This window comes from Novosphingobium profundi (genome assembly GCF_018491765.1).
GTDB lineage: Bacteria > Pseudomonadota > Alphaproteobacteria > Sphingomonadales > Sphingomonadaceae > Novosphingobium > Novosphingobium profundi.
In genome coordinates, this window is record NZ_JABWCU010000020.1 from 16764 (window position 1) to 35105 (window position 18342).

General features: G+C 66.2%; 13 protein-coding genes. 10 read left to right on the forward strand and 3 right to left on the reverse strand.

Translation table 11 applies throughout. The features are described from left to right. Positions 1–73 precede the first annotated feature (73 nt). On the reverse strand, positions 74–2455 hold the full coding sequence (locus HT136_RS20755) for a TonB-dependent receptor (protein WP_214201766.1): 2382 nt from the start codon (positions 2453–2455) through the stop codon (positions 74–76). Positions 2456–2696: 241 nt separating this feature from the next. Here HT136_RS20755 and HT136_RS20760 point away from each other — a divergent pair, with 241 nt between their 5' ends. Continuing rightward, a complete protein-coding gene (locus HT136_RS20760) occupies positions 2697–3485 on the forward strand; it encodes a CmcJ/NvfI family oxidoreductase (RefSeq protein WP_214201767.1) in 789 nt (262 codons plus the stop codon). Between the two features lie 113 nt (positions 3486–3598). Here the strand turns inward: HT136_RS20760 and ligM are convergent, their stop codons facing one another. Next, positions 3599–5005 (reverse strand): vanillate/3-O-methylgallate O-demethylase, encoded by a 1407-nt coding sequence (gene ligM, locus HT136_RS20765; RefSeq protein ID WP_214201768.1) that lies wholly within the window; start codon positions 5003–5005, stop codon positions 3599–3601. A 163-nt stretch (positions 5006–5168) separates the two neighbouring features. Here ligM and HT136_RS20770 point away from each other — a divergent pair, with 163 nt between their 5' ends. The 4 genes from HT136_RS20770 to HT136_RS20785 all read left to right on the forward strand — a co-directional run bounded on the left by HT136_RS20770 (position 5169) and on the right by HT136_RS20785 (position 8321). Continuing rightward, the gene (locus HT136_RS20770; RefSeq protein ID WP_343222266.1) at positions 5169–5666 is read left to right on the forward strand and encodes a Saro_0803 family transcriptional regulator; all 498 of its coding nucleotides are present in this window, start codon (positions 5169–5171) and stop codon (positions 5664–5666) included. A 116-nt stretch (positions 5667–5782) separates the two neighbouring features. Further along, entirely contained in the window at positions 5783–7339 is a 1557-nt protein-coding gene (locus HT136_RS20775) for an FAD-binding oxidoreductase (protein WP_214201769.1), read from the forward strand. After that, positions 7336–7788, forward strand: coding sequence for a c-type cytochrome (locus HT136_RS20780; protein ID WP_246544035.1), 453 nt, complete (start codon positions 7336–7338; stop codon positions 7786–7788). The genes HT136_RS20775 and HT136_RS20780 overlap by 4 nt, the downstream gene beginning before the upstream one ends. After that, the gene (locus tag HT136_RS20785) at positions 7785–8321 is read left to right on the forward strand and encodes a hypothetical protein (RefSeq protein WP_214201770.1); all 537 of its coding nucleotides are present in this window, start codon (positions 7785–7787) and stop codon (positions 8319–8321) included. The genes HT136_RS20780 and HT136_RS20785 overlap by 4 nt, the downstream gene beginning before the upstream one ends. A 296-nt stretch (positions 8322–8617) precedes the next feature. Here HT136_RS20785 and HT136_RS20790 read toward each other — a convergent pair whose 3' ends face one another. Beyond that, complete coding sequence (locus HT136_RS20790) at positions 8618–9115, reverse strand: nuclear transport factor 2 family protein (protein ID WP_214201771.1); 498 nt, start codon at positions 9113–9115, stop codon at positions 8618–8620. Positions 9116–9257: 142 nt separating this feature from the next. On the opposite strand from HT136_RS20790, the gene HT136_RS20795 reads away from it, so the two are divergent. From HT136_RS20795 to HT136_RS20815, 5 genes are all read left to right on the forward strand, one after another. Further along, a complete protein-coding gene (locus HT136_RS20795) occupies positions 9258–10172 on the forward strand; it encodes an NAD(P)H-binding protein (protein ID WP_214201772.1) in 915 nt (304 codons plus the stop codon). Positions 10173–10186: 14 nt separating this feature from the next. Then, positions 10187–12412: a PQQ-dependent dehydrogenase, methanol/ethanol family gene (locus HT136_RS20800; protein ID WP_246544036.1), complete on the forward strand. Its 2226-nt coding sequence runs from the start codon at positions 10187–10189 to the stop codon at positions 12410–12412. Between the two features lie 13 nt (positions 12413–12425). Then, positions 12426–14048 (forward strand): GMC family oxidoreductase, encoded by a 1623-nt coding sequence (locus tag HT136_RS20805; protein WP_214201773.1) that lies wholly within the window; start codon positions 12426–12428, stop codon positions 14046–14048. A gap of 75 nt (positions 14049–14123) precedes the next feature. Further along, positions 14124–15611 carry a lignostilbene-alpha,beta-dioxygenase NOV2 gene (nov2, locus tag HT136_RS20810; protein ID WP_214201774.1) on the forward strand — a complete coding sequence of 496 codons (1488 nt, stop codon included), beginning with the start codon at positions 14124–14126 and terminating at the stop codon, positions 15609–15611. 334 nt (positions 15612–15945) lie between these two features. Further along, the gene (locus HT136_RS20815; RefSeq protein ID WP_214201775.1) at positions 15946–18336 is read left to right on the forward strand and encodes a TonB-dependent receptor; all 2391 of its coding nucleotides are present in this window, start codon (positions 15946–15948) and stop codon (positions 18334–18336) included. Positions 18337–18342 lie beyond the last annotated feature (6 nt).

Below are 18342 nucleotides of genomic sequence, written 5' to 3' on the forward strand. Positions count from 1 at the left end.
CTCCCGCCCGATGTCGTGTCTCGAAAGGGGCGGCGGAGCAAGCCCTTTGCAAGGCTCTCCGCCGCCACCCGGATCAGAATTTCTTCTGTACGCTGAAGGCCCACTCACGCGGACGGCCCACGTTCGAGTAAGTCGTGCCCGCGCTCGCGTAGAGCGCGGCGAAGCGGATCGGCAGGAAGTAGTACTTGTCGAACAGGTTCTGCACCTCGAACGAGATCGCCAGGTCGTCGTTCTCGTTGCGCCAGGTGAGCCGGGCATTGGCAATCGCGCGCGCCGGGTTGAAGTCGAGCGTATCGCTGCCCGCAAGGCGACCCATGTTCTGCTTGCCGGTATAGGCGATGTCGAAGCGCGGCGTGATCGAACCGTTCGTGCCCATGTCACCGCGGTACTGAATGCCGAAGCTTCCGCGCCAGTTGGGCGTGGTGATCGGGTCGCCCAGCGTGATCGAACCGCCGACCTGATCGCCAATACGCTTCCACTCGCCGTCGATCCAGCTCAGCGAGCCGTCGATGTCGAGACCGTCGACCGGGCTTGCCGTGATTTCCAGCTCGGCGCCGTACATCTCGCCATCGCCCGCGTTGCCGATCGCGGCGCAAGGGTAGGGATCAGTGCCGGGCTCGAACCCGTCAAGGATCGCGCAGTCCGCCAGCGGGAGCTGGATGTTCTTGTAGTCGTTGTAGAAGGCCGCGACGTTGACGCGCAGGCGACGGCCGAACAAGTCGGTCTTGAGGCCCACTTCGTAGGCGGTCAGCGTTTCGGGATCGAAGGTGCCGTTAACCGCTTGGTTCTGGGTGAACGGACGCGCGGTCACGCCGCCGCCCTTGAAGCCGGTGCTGATCGTCGCGTAGCCGAGCACGGCCTCGCTGAAGCGGTAGTCGACCGAAAGGCGATAATCGACGCGGTCGCCATCGTAATTGGCCACCGTCCCGTCAAGCGCGCCGACGCCGAAGATGTCGGTCAGCGCGCCGCCGTCCCAGGCCTTGCGCACGAAGGTGTAGTCCTTGTGCTCCTTGGTGTAGCGTACGCCAGCCGTGACGTTGAGGCCCGGAGCCGGATGGAAGATCGCGGTACCGAAGACCGCCTTGCTGTCCGCCTTGATCGGGTCGTCGCCCTGGAACTGGAGGAACAGCGCCTCCAGACCGTGGCCGATATAGCGGATGTCCTGGCGGGTGAAGTAGACCGACTTCTGGTCCGAATAGAAGCCGCCCACGGTCAGGTCCGCTAAGTCGCCGATGCTGGCGTTGAGGCGCAGTTCCTGACTGAAGAAGCGGAAGGTCAGGTCGTTGAAGCCTGCGCCGCCGATGTTCGGGTTGGGCGTGTAGTCGTCGTCGGTGCCGTAGATCTGCTCGTATTCACGATAGGCCGTGATCGACTTGAGGTTGATGTTGTCGGCGAGGTTGATCGACATGTCGCTCGAGACACCCCAGCCCCAGAACTTGACCGAATTGGGCATGTAATAGGCCTCGGTCGCCTGCCCGCCGGCGGGCATGTACCAGCTCGCGTAGGTGCAGAACCGGCCGCAGGTGAAATCGATGCCGTCGGTCTTGGAGGTATCGTTCTGGGTGAGCACCCCGGCCGCCGCATTGCGGTGCTCCCAGGTGTAGTCGCCGGTCACGATCCAGTCGAAATCATCGCTCGGGTTGAAGCGAAGCGAGCCGCGGATACCCGCGTAGTTGCGCTCGCCCAGCTTGTCGACCACGCAGTCCTTGGGGGTCGAGGGGTTGCCCGAGATGCCGAGCGCGTTGTCCGGGTTGGCGCACCCGTAGTCGACCTGGTCGACGTAGCCGTTCTGGTGCTTGTAGACGCCCGCGACGCGCGCGAAGAGGTTGTCGGTCAGCCCGAAATTCATGCTGGCGCGCAAGTCGACGCGTTCGCGTGCGCCGTAGACGACGTCGATCTTCGCCGAATCCTCGAACTCCGGCTTGATCGAGTACATCTTGATCGCGCCGCCGATCGAGTTGCGTCCGGTCAGCGTGCCCTGCGGGCCGCGCAGAACTTCCACGCGCTCGACGTCGAGCAGGTCCATGATGTTGCCGGTGAGCGTCGCGTAGTAGACATCGTCGATGTACATGCCCACGCCCGGCTCGTAGGCAGGGTTGAAGTCGTACTGGCCGATGCCGCGGATGTAGACCGCCATCGAGGACCCGAAGGCGCCGCCCATCTGCGTCATCTGCACGTTGGGGGCCTGCGCCGCGATCTGCGAGACGTCGGTCTGGTTGCGCGCTTCGAGCAGCGCGGAGTCGACCGCGGTGATCGCGAGCGGGGTGTCCTGAAGCTTCTGCGAGCGGAACTGCGCGGTCACGATGATCTCGCGCATGGCGGCATCATCGCTGGACTGCTCCTTCTTCGGCGCCTCGGCGTCCTGCGCCTGCGCGTTCGAAGCGGCGAAAAGAGTAGCCGCCGAAGCGGTCGCGAGCAGCGCGCAGCGCAGCCCCTTCTTGGAAATGCCTTGCATATCGGTCCTCTCCTGAACCAGCGCCGGAGATTATGGTCTCCGTACACCTTTCATGCCGTCGCGTTGTGCGACATGTTGTTTGTATGGCATACAATATGTGGAAGGCAAGCCCGGAGACGAGCCCGCGCATGTTTTTTTACTCGAAAGTCATTTAATTGACCTTCCCCGCCGAAGCTTCATTGGCCAGCAAATGCCTTTACACACACTGCATGAATGCAGGAAATCGGGAGAAAACCAAGATATGGAGCCTTTCTCAAGCGTCATCAACTATGTCGCCCGTGGACGTGAGCGGATGCTTTACCGCGCCAACGACTCCTCGCGCGACACCGTCGAACTGGCTCCGCAGGCCATGCATATTGCCGATGGACGCCGGTCAAACCCCTTGCTGGATTGTAATGGGTACCAAATTGTCTCGAGCGTTATGACCGCCGGACCGAACGGCCATCTCGAACCCGACACCGATTCGACCCGCCGACTGATCGCAGACCTTACCGGCGCGGACCGGATCGTCATAAGTACGCCGCCCGTCCACCGCTTCGCCGAGCGCTCGGACCTTTCGGGCCAGCTCGACAATTCGCGCCCTGCCCGTTTCGCCCATGTCGACGTATCCGCCGCGACGGCACATGCCTTCTCGCTGCGTTCACGGCCTTCGGACCTGCCGAGCTATCGCCGCACCGCGCATTACAACTTGTGGTGCCCGACATCCCCACCGCCGCAAGACGTCCCGCTGGCACTTTGCGATGCCGGTTCGTTCACCATGGCCGACCTGCTCCCCGCCGACGCGGTGTTCGATCGCGACGGCGAGGACATCTGGACCATGGAAGGGCTCGTCTTCGCCCATGCCCCGCAGCACCGCTGGGTCTGGTTCAGCGACATGCAGGTCGGCGAGGCCATCCTGTTCAAGACCTTCGACAGCGCCCCCGGCACGGCCTGCTGCGTCCCCCATGTCGCCTTCGACAACCCCGCAGCGCCCCAGGACGCCCCGCCACGCAGTTCGGTCGAGCTCCGCGCGATCGCCTACTGGGTCTGACGGCAGACGTCGTCCGGCGCTGGCACTGCGCAAAAAAGAAGAGGCCGCCCGCGAACGCGCGGACGGCCTCTTCTTTTTGTTGCCGAATGCCCTGTCGCGGACAGGGCCCCGTGTCAGGCGTCGGCCTTCACGGTGCGCCAGCCTTCCTGGTAGGTCTCGCGCGCAACGCGCGAATAGGGCACCGGCGAGACGATCGCCCGCACCGCAAGCTGCTTGTGCGGCTCCACCGTGGTCTTCTTCGTGCCGCCGTTCTCCTCACCCCACAGCACGGTAACTTCGTCGCCGATCTGGGTTTCGGGGTCGACGGTAGCGAGGCTGAGCGCCTGCTTCTCGTTGTAGGAGAAACCGGTGAACATCGAGAAACCGATGGTCTTGCCCGAAGCATCGCGCACCGCATCGTAGTTCGACGAGGCGTAGTTCGCGAGCGGCACGTCGAAGAACTTGTAGGCCTCGCCATCGGGATCGAACATCGAGGCCATGATCTTGGCCATGTCCTCGGGATGCCAGGCCAGCGTGACCTTCTTGCGCTGCTTGGCCGGATCGAGCGCCTCGAGCGCCTCGCGGCCGATGAAGTCATGGTCGAACTTCACGAAGTTGCCGTAACCCAGCTCCCACGGGTTGAGGTAGTAGTCCTCGATGTCGTCCGAAACGAACGAACCGCCGATCGAACCGGTCGCCTCGTAGCTGTTGGCGCCGAGCCACTCGCGGAAGCCCTTGAGCTTCTCGCCGGTGTAGATCGCCGGCAGCGGCGACGGGATCCAGCCCGATTCCAGAGTGTTCGAGGGATAGGCGCGGCTGCCGCAGGGGATCAGGCCGAATTCCTTGCCCGCCTCGAGGATCGCGGCGCGGATCTCTTCCTGCTCTTCGTAGGGGCCCCAGATTTCGAGGCCCGGCGCGCCCGACATGCCGTGGCGCAGCGTGCGCACGGTCTTGCCCGCAATGTTCATGGTGCTCATGTTGAAGAACTTGAGCTTCTCGAGCGGGCCGCCGTGCAGCTTCTCGATCACGTCCCAGGCCTTGGGGCCCTGGATCTGGAAGCGCCATTCCTTGCGGGAGACGGGCTTGCCCATCGGGCGCATCGGCGAACGGTCGTCGAGCTCGATCTCGCAGTCGTAGCCACCGGTCTCGCCGTGGTAGCGCAGCCAGTTCGAAGCGGGCGCGCGGCCGACGTAGGTGAAGCTTTCCTCTTCTTCCCAGAAGATGATGCCGTCACCGATGACGTGCCCATAGGGCGTGGTCGGCACGTACTGCTTGGCCTTGTTGACGCTCCAGCCCTTGGGGCTGTTGATCATGGTGTCGGACAGGAGCTTGAGCGCGTCCTTGCCGCGGATGTAGAGGTTCACCATGTGGTGCGACTGGTCGAACAGGACGGCGCTGTGCTGCCAGGCCCACTGTTCGGAACGCCAGTTGGAAAATTCGGGGGCAACGACGGGGTACACATAGGCCCCGAGCTGCGAATTGCGAAGCATCTCGACGATGTTGCCAGCGCCCTGAAGGACCTGCTCGAGATTGTCTGCCATCTCACCTCTCCTAAAGTCATGCCACGGCCTTGCCGCGTGCGAGGACAAGATTATCGCGCCCTCGAAATCCGCACAAGAGAGAATGTTCGTGAAACGAACTAATTTTGCACAAGCGCCCAAAATCCCCGTTGAACCATTCCCCCGCCGGGCTAAGCATGGGGACGTGGGCACAGACAAAAACACGTTCGAAACCGGCCTGGACCCGATGGCGCGCGCGACTCGCGGCGATCTCGATTCGGTGCTCGGCTTTCACATCCGCCTGGCGCATGGCGCGGTCTATCGGCACTTCACCGAGACCTTCAGCGAACTGGGGCTGACCCAGAAGCAGGTTTCGGTGCTGTGGCTGGTGGCCGAGCAACCCGGCCTCATCCAGGCCGATCTCGGCCAGCAACTGCAGATGGACCGGGCGACGACCACCGAGATCATCAACCGGCTTGCCGCGCGCGGCCTGATCCGCCGCGAGCCCTCCCCGCTCGACCGGCGCAAGAGTTCGCTGCGCCTCGAGGCCGAAGGCGAACGCGTGCTCGAAGAGGCGCGCAATTCGGTCCTCGCCCATGAGGCCTGGCTCAAGGGACGCTTCTCCGCAAGCGAGGTCGAGACCCTGATCGGCCTGCTCGAACGTATCCACAGCGCGTCCGGCGACGACACCTCCCAGCCCTAGCCCGCACCGCATTGACAAGCGCCCCCGGCTTCTACACAGTAACGTTCGTTACTAATAAGAACGAAGCCGCAGCGCCGCGCGTGTGAACCACCGGGCCTTCGGCAAGGTGGAGAGCGATGGTTTCCAAAGGCGATCAGGCCGCCGATCCGGCCCGGATCCGGCAAGCCTTCAAGGCATTCCAGGGCGCGCTGGGCGCGGACAACGTCTTCTTCGGCGAGGACGACGCGGCCACTTATGCCGACAAGTTCGCAGTGGACGACACGCGGCATCACCCGGCGGGCGCGCTTGCCCCGGCAAGCACCGAGGAAGTGCAGGCGGCCTTGCGCATCGCCGCCGAACACGGCGTGCCGCTCTGGCCGATCAGCCGGGGCAAGAACCTGGGCTATGGCGGCAGCGCGCCGGTGCTGGCGGGCTCGGTCGTACTCGACCTCTCGCGCATGAAGAAGATCGAGTACGACGAGGAGAACGGCACCGTGCTCCTCGAGCCCGGCGTCGGCTTCTACGACCTTTACGACTTCCTCCAGGCGCGCGGCATGAAGCACTGGCTCTCGACGCCCGGCAATTCGTGGGGCTCGGTGGTCGGCAACGCGCTCGACCGGGGCGTGGGCTATACCCCCTATGGCGAGAACACGAGCAAGATCTGCGGCCTGGAAGTCGCCCTGGCCGACGGCTCGCTGGTGCGCACCGGCATGGGCGCGCTCGAGGGTTCGCCGACCTGGCAGCTCTACCGCTATGGCTTCGGGCCATCGTGGGACCAGCTCTTCGTCCAGTCGAACTTCGGCGTCGTAACCAAGATGGGCCTCTGGCTCATGCCCGAACCCGAATCGCTGATGGGCATGGATGTCGAATTCGACCGCCCCGAGGACCTCGGCCCCCTGATCGACGCGCTAGGCCCCTTGCGCCGCGAGGGACTGCTCCAGCAGTCGCCCACGATCGGCAACTGGCTGCGCGCCGCCGCCGTGCTCACCACCCGCGCGGAATGGACCGACCAGCCCGGCGCGCTGAGCGACCCGATCATCGATGCCATCCGCAGGAAGTACCATGTCGGCTGGTGGGGCGTTAGCTTGCGCCTTTACGGGCGCGAGGCGGTCAACAAGGCCGCCTACCCGATCCTCGAGAAGGCGATGAGCGACCTGAAGCCCCTTTCGCTGCGCCCCGCGCAATGGAGGCGGGGCGAGCCTCTGGAAAATTCGGGCTGGACCGGCACGCCGATGACCTTCCCGATGCAGAACGCGAACTGGCACGGCGGTCGCGGCGGACACATCGGCTTCTCGCCGGTCCTGCCCCAGTCGGGCAAGGCCGCGATGGCGCAGTTCAAGCGCACTTACGATCGCTACCGCGAATACGGAATGGACTACCAGGCGAGCTTCGCCTTCGGCGAGCGCCACCTCATCAACGTCAACGCGGTCCTGCTCGACAAGGACAACCCCGAGATGATGGCCCGTGTCGATCCCTTCCTGCGCCAGCTCGTCGCCGACGCCAAGGCGCAAGGCTACGGCGAATATCGCACGCACCTCGACTACATGGACCTTGTTGCCTCGACGTACGACTTCAACGGCAACGCCCTGCTCAAACTCAACGAAAAGGTGAAGAACGCGCTCGACCCGGCCGGCATCATCGCGCCTGGTAAGAGCGGGATCTGGCCGACCGCAGCGAAGGGAGCCCGCGCATGAGCCTGGTTTCGCGTATCGTCCTCGCCATGGCGGGAGCCGGCGCCCTCGCCGCGCTCGCTACCGGTGTCGGAGCCGCACAGGACGTCGCACAGGACGCCGCCGCACCCAAGCCCCGGCAGGGCCCGCCGCCGATGCCCGCACCGATCACGCTCGCCTCCCGGCCCAATGCCGGACCGGGCGAAAAGCTCTTCATCGAAAAGTGCGCGATGTGCCATGGCCCCAACGGCATGGGCACCGGCCTGCTGGCGCGCCGCACCGACGTCGCGCTGCTCGAGGCGCGCCAGGACCTTCCAACCGACTACGTGGTCCAGGCCGCGCGCACCGGCATCGGCAACATGCCCGCCATCCCGCGTGGCGAAGTGAGTGACGCGCAAATGCAAGAGATCGCAACCTACCTCTCGCGCAACACCCCCGCAGCCGACGGCGGCAGCGCCGGAGCGCATCCATGAACGCACTCGCACGCCGCGAGGTCCTCGCGCTCGCCGCCGCAGCTGTCCCGATGGTGGCAATGAGCCACTCGGCGGCTGCTCTCGAACCCGCTGCCGCGCGCGCCTCGCGCCTCCTCGTGCATGACGCCGCGTTGCCCGTAACGCGCGCCTTCGCGGCGCGGGCGCAGGCGCTGGGCACCCCCGCGATCGCCTTGCAGGGCGACCCGATCCGCCAGGCCCGCCAGTTGCTCGGGCAACGCCCAATGGCAATCTTCGGCATGACCCGCGCGAGCGACCACCTGCTCTTCACCGAAGTCGCGCGCGAGATGGGCTACGAGGAGCTCGTCCGGATCACACACCGCGCGGGATGCCTTGGCGAAACCCGCTGCCGCGAAGGCGCCGAAGCCTTCGCCGCCCTTGCCCGCGCCAACGCCCCGCTCTGGCCCGAGGCCTTCGCCGAACTTGCCTTGGGCGCAGTGCCGCAATGCGGCACAAGGCGCGGGATCGACGCCGGGGGCTCGAGCTTCAGCTGGGTCTTGCGACCCAAGAACTAACCGGACTACGCAAGCTGGGATTCAAACAGTCTGGGATTCAAGGGGTTTAGCACCCCTTGCCCCCGTATACCGTCTAGCCCTGTCCGTTCACGCAGGACCTGGATGGCTGACAGGGCCTTTCCCCGAAGCGGCTGCGGCAACGGACAGAATGTTGGCGGCCACACCCTGGCACCATGCCCAATCGGATTGATCCCTCCCGATCAGTCCGCAATCATGCAGGGCATTCGGGCCTGCCACGTCCCTCGGCGGTAATGGGAGCTCGAGGGGCCCTGCCCCTCGAAACTCTCTTTTTCCGTCTACTTTCGAATGACCAGCGAAGGCGGCCGCTTGCGCGGCACCCAATGCCCGCGCCCGGGAAACTTGCTCAGCACTTCACCGTCCCACAGACGCACGGTGCGGCGGTGGAAGCGCCATGCGCCATCCTCGCAGCGCACCGCATGGTCGTCGTACCAGCCGGTAAATCGCAGGAGGTAGGGCGGCTCGTCCTCACATTCGGTGACGAAGGCGAAACTGCGCATCGTGACGCTTCCGTCCTCCTGCGCCCGAAACTGGGTCTGGGTGACGTGGTGCTGGCGCCCGGGAAAGCCCGGCGCGTTGCGATAGTGCTCGGCGATGCCGCGGATGCCCTCGTGGCCTTCCCAGATGTCGGGGTCCTCGAAGACTTCCTCGACCATGCGCGCATCAGGAGTAAAGCAGGCGACGAGCGCCTCGACGTCGCCCGTATCGAGCGCCCAGCTGTAGTCTGCGATAAGATCCTGAAGTGCCAGTCGGTCTTCGATCGGCAATTTCGACACGCTAATTCTCTCCCATGAAGTGCCCCCGCCCCGGCGACGTCCGACGACGACGCGACGAGGTGCCTTGACCTAACCGTAACACTCGTTACTTTCTTCCACAAGAACTCCGGGAGGACTCGGAGCGAGACTGGGAAGAGAGAGTTTGGGCAAGATCATCGTCACCGGCGCGTCGGGCGCCTTCGGCCGCAGTGCGGCGCAATTGCTGCTGGCAAAGTGCGCGCCCGACGACCTCGTCTTCCTCACCCGCACGCCCGAGAAGCTTAGCCAGTTCGCCGAGGCGGGCGCCCATGTCCGCGCCGCCGATTTCGACGATCCTGCCTCGCTTCCCGCCGCGATGGAAGGGGGCGAGCGCATGCTGCTCATTTCCACCGCGCGCGTCGGAACGCGCGTGGGGCAGCACCGCAACGCCGTCGAGGCCGCCGTTGCGGCGGGTGTCGGCCATATCGTCTATACCTCGCTGATCGCCGCCGACGCCCCCGACAATCCGGCCATCGTCAAGCTCGACCACCGCGCCACCGAGGAGATCATCGAAGCCTCGGGCGCGGCCTGGACGCACCTGCGCGACAGCCAGTACGCCGAGGCGATCGCAACCGCCATGGTCATCCCCGCCCTCGCCAGCGGGCACAAGCCCGACAACTGCGGCGAAGGCAAAGTCGCCTTCGTCAGCCGCGACGACTGCGTGGCCTCGGCGGTCGGCGTGCTCACCCAGGAAGGCCACGCCCGGACCGCCTATACCCTGACCGGCCCCGAGCTCATTTCGATCCCCGAGGCGCTGGCCATGGCAAGCGAGATCGCAGGCAAGCCGATCACGGTGGAACACGTCGATGACGCGGCGATGTTCGCCTATTTCGACACGCTGGGCGTGCCGCGCCACGCCTCGGACATCGTGCCCGACGGGCCGATCCCCTGGTCGAGCGACGACATGGTGACCTTCGGCCAGTCGATCCGAGAGGGTTATTTCGACTGCGTGACCGACCACGTCGAGAAGCTGACCGGCAAGCCTCCGCGCTCGCTGCGCGACGTCATGCTCCAGCACTGCGCGGCCTGGCCGAAGTGAAGGGGCGCACGACGATGACCAACATGCCCCCCCTCGCCCGCCTTGCACGCGCCACGCTCGCGCTCGCTCCGGCGCTGCTGCTCGCCGCCTGTTCGAGCGCGGTCGGCCAGGGCGCCGCACCCACTGCGGCTGGCGACGACTGGCCCAGCCCCAAGGGCGGCGCGGACGCGGCACACTACTCCACACTCGAAGGCATCACCCCCGCCAACGTCGGCCAACTGGGCCTTGCCTGGAGCCAGGACCTGGGCACCGACCGCGTCCAGGAAGCAACCCCGGTGGTGGTGGGCGGCGTGATGTACACCAGCGGCAATCTCGGCCGCGCCTATGCCTTCGACGCGGCGACGGGCAAGCCCCTGTGGGCGTTCGAGCCCGAGGTCGACATGCAGGCCAACCGCGCCGCCTGCTGCGACCAGGCCAATCGCGGCGTCGCGGTGGCCCACGGCAAGGTCTTCGTCGGCGCGCTCGACGGCTGGCTCTACGCGCTCGACGCGAAGACCGGCGCGGTGCTGTGGAAGCGGGACACCGTCACCGACCGGACGCGCGGCTACACCATCACCGGCGCGCCCGAAGTTGCCGGGAACCTCGTGGTGATCGGCAATGCCGGCGCCGAGTACGACACGCGCGGCTACGTCACCGCCTACGACACCGCGACCGGAAAGCAGGCCTGGCGCTTCTTCACCGTGCCCCACGACCCGAAGCTGGGCCCCCAGGAGAACTCCGAGCTCGATGTTGCGCTCAAGACCTGGTCACCAAACAGCCGCTGGGACATCGGCGGCGGTGGCACGGTGTGGGACGCTATCAACTACGATGCGCAGAACGACAGCGTGATCATCGGCGTGGGCAACGGCGGGCCCTACAACATCGAGCGCCGCTCGCCCGGCGGCGGCGACAATCTCTACCTCGGCTCGCTCGTCGCGCTCGATCGCAAGACCGGCCGGGTGAAGTGGCACTATCAGGAAACGCCGGGCGACGCCTGGGACTACACCTCGACCCAGCCATTGCTCTTTGCCGAAGTGACGGTGGAGGGAAAGCCGCGCGCGGTGATCCTTCATGCGCCCAAGAACGGCTTCCTCTTCGTGCTCGACCGCGAAACCGGGAAACCCATCGCGATCAACGCCATCGTGCGCACGAGCTGGGCCGAGGGCTACGACCTGGCAACCGGACGCCCCAAGATGCGGCCCGAGGGGGCCAACTACTGGAAGGGCCCGCGCATCGTCTTTCCCGCCTCGCCCGGCGCGCGCAACTGGTATCCCCCGGCCTACGATCCGGATCGCGGGCTCTATTTCGCCTCGGTGCTCGACATGGGCAATCTCATGTTCGCCACGCCCCCGCTCGACCCCGCCGACCCGCACCGCAAGAAGGCGCTCAACATCCAGACCGCCTTGCTGTTCACCTCGGACCTTGGCCAGTCGCTGGCGACGCTCCCGCCCCCGGTGCAGGAGGCCGTGCAGAAACTGCCTGAATGGCAATGGGTCAAGGACAAGCCCTATAGCGCGCAAGTGCGCGCGATCGACCCGCTGACCGGCAAGGCCAAGTGGGCGGTCGACACCGCCGGATGGCAGGACCGTCCGGGCGTCCTCGCGACGCGGACCGGCCTCGTCTTCCACGGCAGCATCGACGGGCACCTCTACGCCCGCGATGCCGAAACCGGCAAGGTGCTGTGGTCGATCGATACCGGCCGCTCGATCCTCGCCGCGCCGATGACCTACCGCGTCAAGGGCGTGCAGTACCTCGCGGTCGCCACCGGCTTTGGCGGCGGCGGCTGGGGCTTCGTGCCGCGCTACTCGGCCGCCTATGCCTATGGCAACGCCAACCGCATGCTGGTCTTCCGGCTCGGCGGTGGGCCCGTTGCCAAGCCCGAACCGCTGCCCGCCCCCGAGGTTGCCCCGGCCCCGCCCGCGCAATTGCCCGGCGTCACCCCGGCGACGATCGCGCGCGGCCAGGCGGTGTTCTTCGGCAACTGCGCGATCTGCCATTCGAACCAGTTGCGCGCCGGCGTGCCCGACCTTCGCCGAATGACCCCCGACATCCACGAGGCCTTCGACCAGATCGTGCTGGATGGCGCATTCCTGCCGATGGGCATGCCGCGCTGGGACGATCTCATCAGCAAGGACGATGCCCACGCGATCCACGCCTGGCTGATCGACGAACAGGGCAAGGCCCGCACCCGGGAGCTCAAGCTCCAGGCCGAAGGCAAGCCGCTCGACACGCCCAGCCTCACCATCCTGTCCAGCTACTGAGAGGAGACGGACCATGGATAGACCCGACATCATCGTCATCGGCGGCGGCTCGGCCGGCGCCGCGATGGCCGCGCGGCTTGCCGAGGGCGGCGTGCGCGTCCTGCTGCTCGAGGCCGGACGTTCGGACAAGACGCTCAAGTCGCGCGTGCCCGCGCTGACCAGTTCGGTCGTGCAGAACCCCGAATTCGACTGGTGCTACAAGGTCGAGCCGGACGCCTCGCTGGGCGGTCGGGCGGACGTGTGGCCCGCGGGCAAGCTGCTGGGCGGCGGCAGTTCCTTGAACGGCATGATGTTCATCCGCGGCCACAAATGGGACTACGACCATTGGGCCGAACTGGGCGCAACGGGCTGGGACTACGCCAGTGTGCTCCCCTATTTCCGCCGGATGGAGGACAACGAGCGCGGGCCCGACGCCTGGCGCGGCACCGGTGGCCCGATCGGCGTCTCCGAGGTGCGCGCGCGCTACGCGGTAACCGACGACTGGATCGAGGCCGCACAGGAAGCGGGCATCCCCCGCTCAGCCGATCTCAACGGCCAGAGCGCGGAAGGGGTCGACTACGTGCAGGTCTCGCAGCGCGGCGGAATGCGCTGCTCGACCGCGCGCGGCTACCTCGAGGGGCGCGACTACCACGGTCGCCTGCGCGTCGAACTTGAATGCCAGGTCCTGCGCGTGCTGGTCGAGGAGGGCCGCGCGACGGGCGTGGTCGTGCTCCAGGGCGGCGAGGAACGCACCTTGCGCACCAGCCGCGGGGTGGTGCTCAGCGCCGGCTCGATGAACACCCCGCGCCTGCTGATGCTTTCGGGCATCGGTCCGGGCGAGCACCTGCAGGACACGGGCATTGCGCTCGTGCGCGACCTGCCCGGCGTCGGGCGCAACCTGCAGGACCATGTCGGCACGCACCTCGTCAACACGGTCAAGGCGAACACGCTCAACACCGACGCACAAGGCGTGCGGGGCGCGCTGCAGCTGCTCAAGTTCGCGGCCTTGCGCAAAGGGGCGCTCACCACCGGGATCGGCCACGCACAGGCCTTCGTCCATTCGCGCCCCGGACTTGCCGCGCCCAACCTGCAGATCTCCTTCGCCGCCTTCGCCTTCGATTTCGACGAACAGGGCCGGCTCATGCTGCGCAAGGACGCGGCGGTCTCGACGCTGATCGGGCTCATGCGCCCCACCGCGCGCGGGCGCATCACGCTGCGCTCGGCCGATCCGCTCGCCCCCCCGGTGATCGCGCACCAGCAGCTGGCCGGCGCCGACGACATCGAGCAGATCGTCGAGGGCATCGCCATCGCGCGTCGGATCATGGCGGCCGAGCCGATGGCCGCGCAGATCACCGGCGAAGTGCGCCCTGGCGCCGCACTCGACAGCCCCGAAGCGCTGCGCGAATACGTCAAGCTCGCCTCGATCCCGCTCTACCATCCGGTCGGCACCGCGAAGATGGGCGCGGCCGAGGACCTCATGGCGGTGGTCGATCCCGACCTCGCCGTCCACGGCGTGGCGGGCCTGTGGATCGCCGACGCGTCCGTTTTCCCGAGCCTGCCCGCGGGCAACACCAACGCCACCGCCATCATGGTCGGCGACAAGGGCTCGGACCATGTCTTGAAGGCCCTGCGCGCGAACCAGAACCTGGCCGCGTGACGAACGATAACCGGGGCCACCGGGGAGAATGACGAAACACCGCGATCCGGTTGCAATCTGGAGAGGACGTAACCCGTGACCAATTTTCCAAAGACGATCCATTTCATCGGCACCAACACGCCCGTCGGCATCGAATGGTCGGCGCGCAATCTCGACGTCGTCGGCACCATCCCCGAGGAGATCGACGGGGCCTTCTTCCGCGCCGTCCCCGATCCCGCGCTGGCGCCCATGTTCGAGGACGAGATCGCGCTCTCGGGCGACGGCATGGTCGCCAAGTTCGACATTCGCGGCGGCGTGGTCGACTACGCGATCAAGTACGTCGAGACCGAGCGCTACAAGCTCGAGAAGGAGGCCCGCCGCGCGCTCTTCGGGCGCTACCGCAATCCCTTCACCGACGATCCCAGCGTCGCGGGCAAGGACCGCACCGTCGCCAACACCACCCCGGTCTGGCACGGCGGGCGCCTGCTCATGACCAAGGAGGATGGCCTGGGCTACGAGATCGACCCCGAAACGCTCGAAACGATCGGTCGCTTCGACTATTACGGCGCGCTCAAGTCGGAGACCTTCACCGCCCACCCGCGCATCGATCCCGAGACCGGCGAGATGTTCTTCTTCGGCTACGAGGCCGGCGGTCTCGCCAGCCTCGACGTCGCCTACGGCATCGCCGACAAGGACGGCAATCTCGTTTCCGAGCAATGGTTCCAGCAGCCCTACTGCTCGACCATCCACGATTTCCTGATCACCGAGAAATACGCGATCTTCCCCATCTTCCCGACCACCGCCGACCTTTCCCGGATCGAGGCGGGCGGCCCGCACTGGGCGCACCAGCAGGAGCTGGAAAGCTGGGTCGGGATCATGCCGCGCTATGGCAAGGTCGAGGAAATGCGCTGGTTCAAGGGACCCAAGGGGGTCTCGGCGTTCCACTTCCTCAACGCCTACGACGATGGCGACAGGATCCACATGGACGTGTGCCTCTCGGACACCTGCGCCTTCCAGTTCATGCGCGAGGCGGGCGGGGTCGAACGCGCGCAGCAGGACATCCAGGGCGGGATGACGCGTTGGAGCTTCGACATGGCCAAGCCCGGCGAGAGCTTCGAATCGCGCGTGATCGGCCCTCCGGGCGACATGCCGCGCATTCCCGACGCCAACCAGGGTCGCCCTCACCGCAAGGGCTGGTACCTGACGATCAACCCCGAGGGTGGCCCGCCCGTGCTCGGCGGCCCGGTCGGCGTTTCGTTTAATATGCTCCTCCAGATCGAGCCGGGCAACGGGCGCATCGACGCGCTCCCGCTCGAGCCGGGCATGGCGATCAACGAGCCGGTTCACGTGCCCTCGCGCGATCCCGAGAAGGACGGCTGGTTGCTAACGGTCGTGGATAAACAGACCGGACCGGACAGCTTCGATTCGCAGCTTTGGGTGATCGATGCCGGAGCCGTCAGCGCCGGCCCCGTCGCGCGCGTGCCGATGCCCATGCCGATGCGCGCACAAGTGCACGGCTGGTGGGTCCCGCGCACAGAGCTGGAAAAGGCCAGGGCACGCCACGCAGAGATCGTTCCGGCCTGACCGCCGGAGGCATCGGGGCCACTTCGAAGGCAGGTCGAACGACCTGCCTCCGGGCTCGAAAATCCGGTTGACACTTTAATAACGATCGTTACTAATTTTGCGAGGGTAGTTGCACTACCAGCGTCCCGTCTGCCCGTCCCGGGCCGTGCGCCGCTGTGTCATGCTCCCGCCCGCAGAACAACAAGCCACCAACGCATGGCCGTTGGGTCGGGAGACCGTTGCCACTCGTGCCCTTCCCGCCGTGGGATGGACCGGGTTGCCGCGCGATGAGAAAGGGCGATGCAACGCCTTCCATCTCTTCCGGCCGAAGCCTCGGTGAAGGGAGAGACATTCGATGAAGCACGCCGCATTCACCCCGCGCGGTACCGCCTGCGCCGTAATCGCGCTCGCGACCGGCCTCACGCTGGGCCTGGGCACAGCCCGGGCGCAGGACACCTCGCAGGCGCAGGAGAGCCACACCGTCGGCGCGCAGGAGATCATCGTCACCGCGCAGTTTCGCGAGCAGCGCCTGCAGGACACCCCGATCGCGATCACCGCGACCAGCGGCGCCGAGCTCGAGGCCAAGAACATCGAGAGCGTCACCGATCTCACCGCGATCGCGCCCAACGTGAACCTCTCGGAGGCGACCGGCCTCAACGGCAGCGCGGTGCAGGCCTACATCCGCGGCATCGGCCAGAACGATTCCAGCTTCGCGCTCGAACCGGGCGTGGGCATCTACATCGACGACGTCTACTACGGCACCACCTTCGGCGCGATCCTCGACCTCAACGACCTCGACCGCGTCGAAGTGCTGCGCGGGCCGCAAGGCACGCTCTCGGGCAAGAACTCGATCGGCGGCTCGATCAAGCTGTTCAGCCGCAAGCCCGACGAGGTGAGCGACGGTTTCGTCGAGGCGACGACCGGCAGCTACGGACGCATCGACTTGCGCGGCAGCGCGGGCTTTACCATCACCGACGGGCTCTACGCGCGCATCTCGGGCGTTTCCAAGCACACGGACGGCTTCTTCAAGCTGCTCGACTACGGCTGCGTCTTCCCCGATTCGGGCATTGCCGCGCAGACCACGCGCAAAAGCTGCGTTTCGGGCACCGAGGGCGGCATCGACGTTCAGGGCGGGCGCCTTGCCTTGCGCTACGCGCCGAGCGGCTCGGCGCTTGAGGTGAACCTCATCGCCGACTACGCCAAGAACGATTCCGAACAGGTCGCCACCAAGCTGCTCTATGCCAACAGCACCGCGGTGCGCAGCTACGTCGCCGACGATCCGAGCGGCGGCATCCCCTTCGACAGCCGCTTCCTGACCGGCAAGCACGCGTACTCGAGCTACGCCAACTACGCCTCGGGCGGCAATTACACGACCGTCTTCGGCACCAACTACCAGGTCGCGCCGGGTACCTACGACACGAGCCCGGAAAGCACCGCGAAGAGCTGGGGCGTCGCGGGCACGATCGACCTCGCGCTTGCCGACAATCTCGCGCTCAAGTCGATCACCGCCTACCGCAAGGCCAGCGGCACCACCGGCATCGACCTCGACGGTTCGCCGCTTTCGGTGCTCGTCCAGGAATTCGACTACGACCACGCCCAGTTCACGCAGGAGCTGCGCCTCTCAGGCCAGGTGCAGGACTTTCTCGATTTCACGGTCGGCGGCTACTACTACGACGCCGACGACAACATCGCCGGGCGTGTACTCATCCCGCAGCCGCTGTTCGACTTTGTCGAGGACGATCCGGTGACGAACCGCAGCGTATCGGCCTTCGCGCACACCGAGTTCCACATCACCCCCGATCTCAACGTGATCGCAGGGATCCGCTACACCGACGACAAGAAGACCTACCAGTTCACCCGCCGCAATCCCGACGGCACCCTGCCCTCGGGCATCCCGCTGACGACCAATTTCCTCGTCGCCGGGCTCGACGGACAGGTCGGCACCTTCAAGGGCACGCGCACCGACTACCGCCTCGGCATCAACTACCGCTTCACGCCCGAACTCATGGTCTACGCCCAGGTCGCAACGGGCTACAAGGGCGGCGGCATCAACCCGCGCCCCTACACCCCCGACCAGATCGTCGCCTTCGATCCCGAGACGCTCACCACCTGGGAAGGCGGCTTCAAGTCGGACCTGTTCGACCGGCGCGTGCGCTTCAACGGCACGGTCTTCTACAACCGCTACAAGAACCTCCAGATCAACCGCTACTACTGCCCCGAAAGCGTGAGCACCACCTGCTCGCAACCGGCCAACGCAGGCGACGCGGATGTCTGGGGCCTCGAGGGCGAGCTCTTCGCCGAACCGCTCGACGGCCTGACCATCGACGGTTCGCTGGGCTACCTGAACTTCCAGTACACCCGTGTCGATCCCACGACCTACGTCGAAAAGGACATGGTCGCCCCCTTCAACCCTTCCTGGCAGACGAGCGCGGGCATCCAGTACAGGGCCGAGCTGGGCGGCAAGCGCGGCACGCTGACGCCGCGTCTCGACTGGACCTACCAGTCCTCGTTCTACTTCAACTCGATCAACAACGATTACAACAAGATCGCCGCGCGCAGCCTGTTCAACTTGCGCCTGACGTACCTGTCGGATGACGAAAACTGGCAGCTTGCCGGCGGTGTGACCAACCTCTTCGACCGGTTCTACTACACCGGCGTCGCCGAGAACGTGAACAACTACGGCGTCAACACCGGCACCGTCGGGCGTCCACGCGAATGGTTCGTGTCGCTGCGCCGCGCGTTCTGACGCACG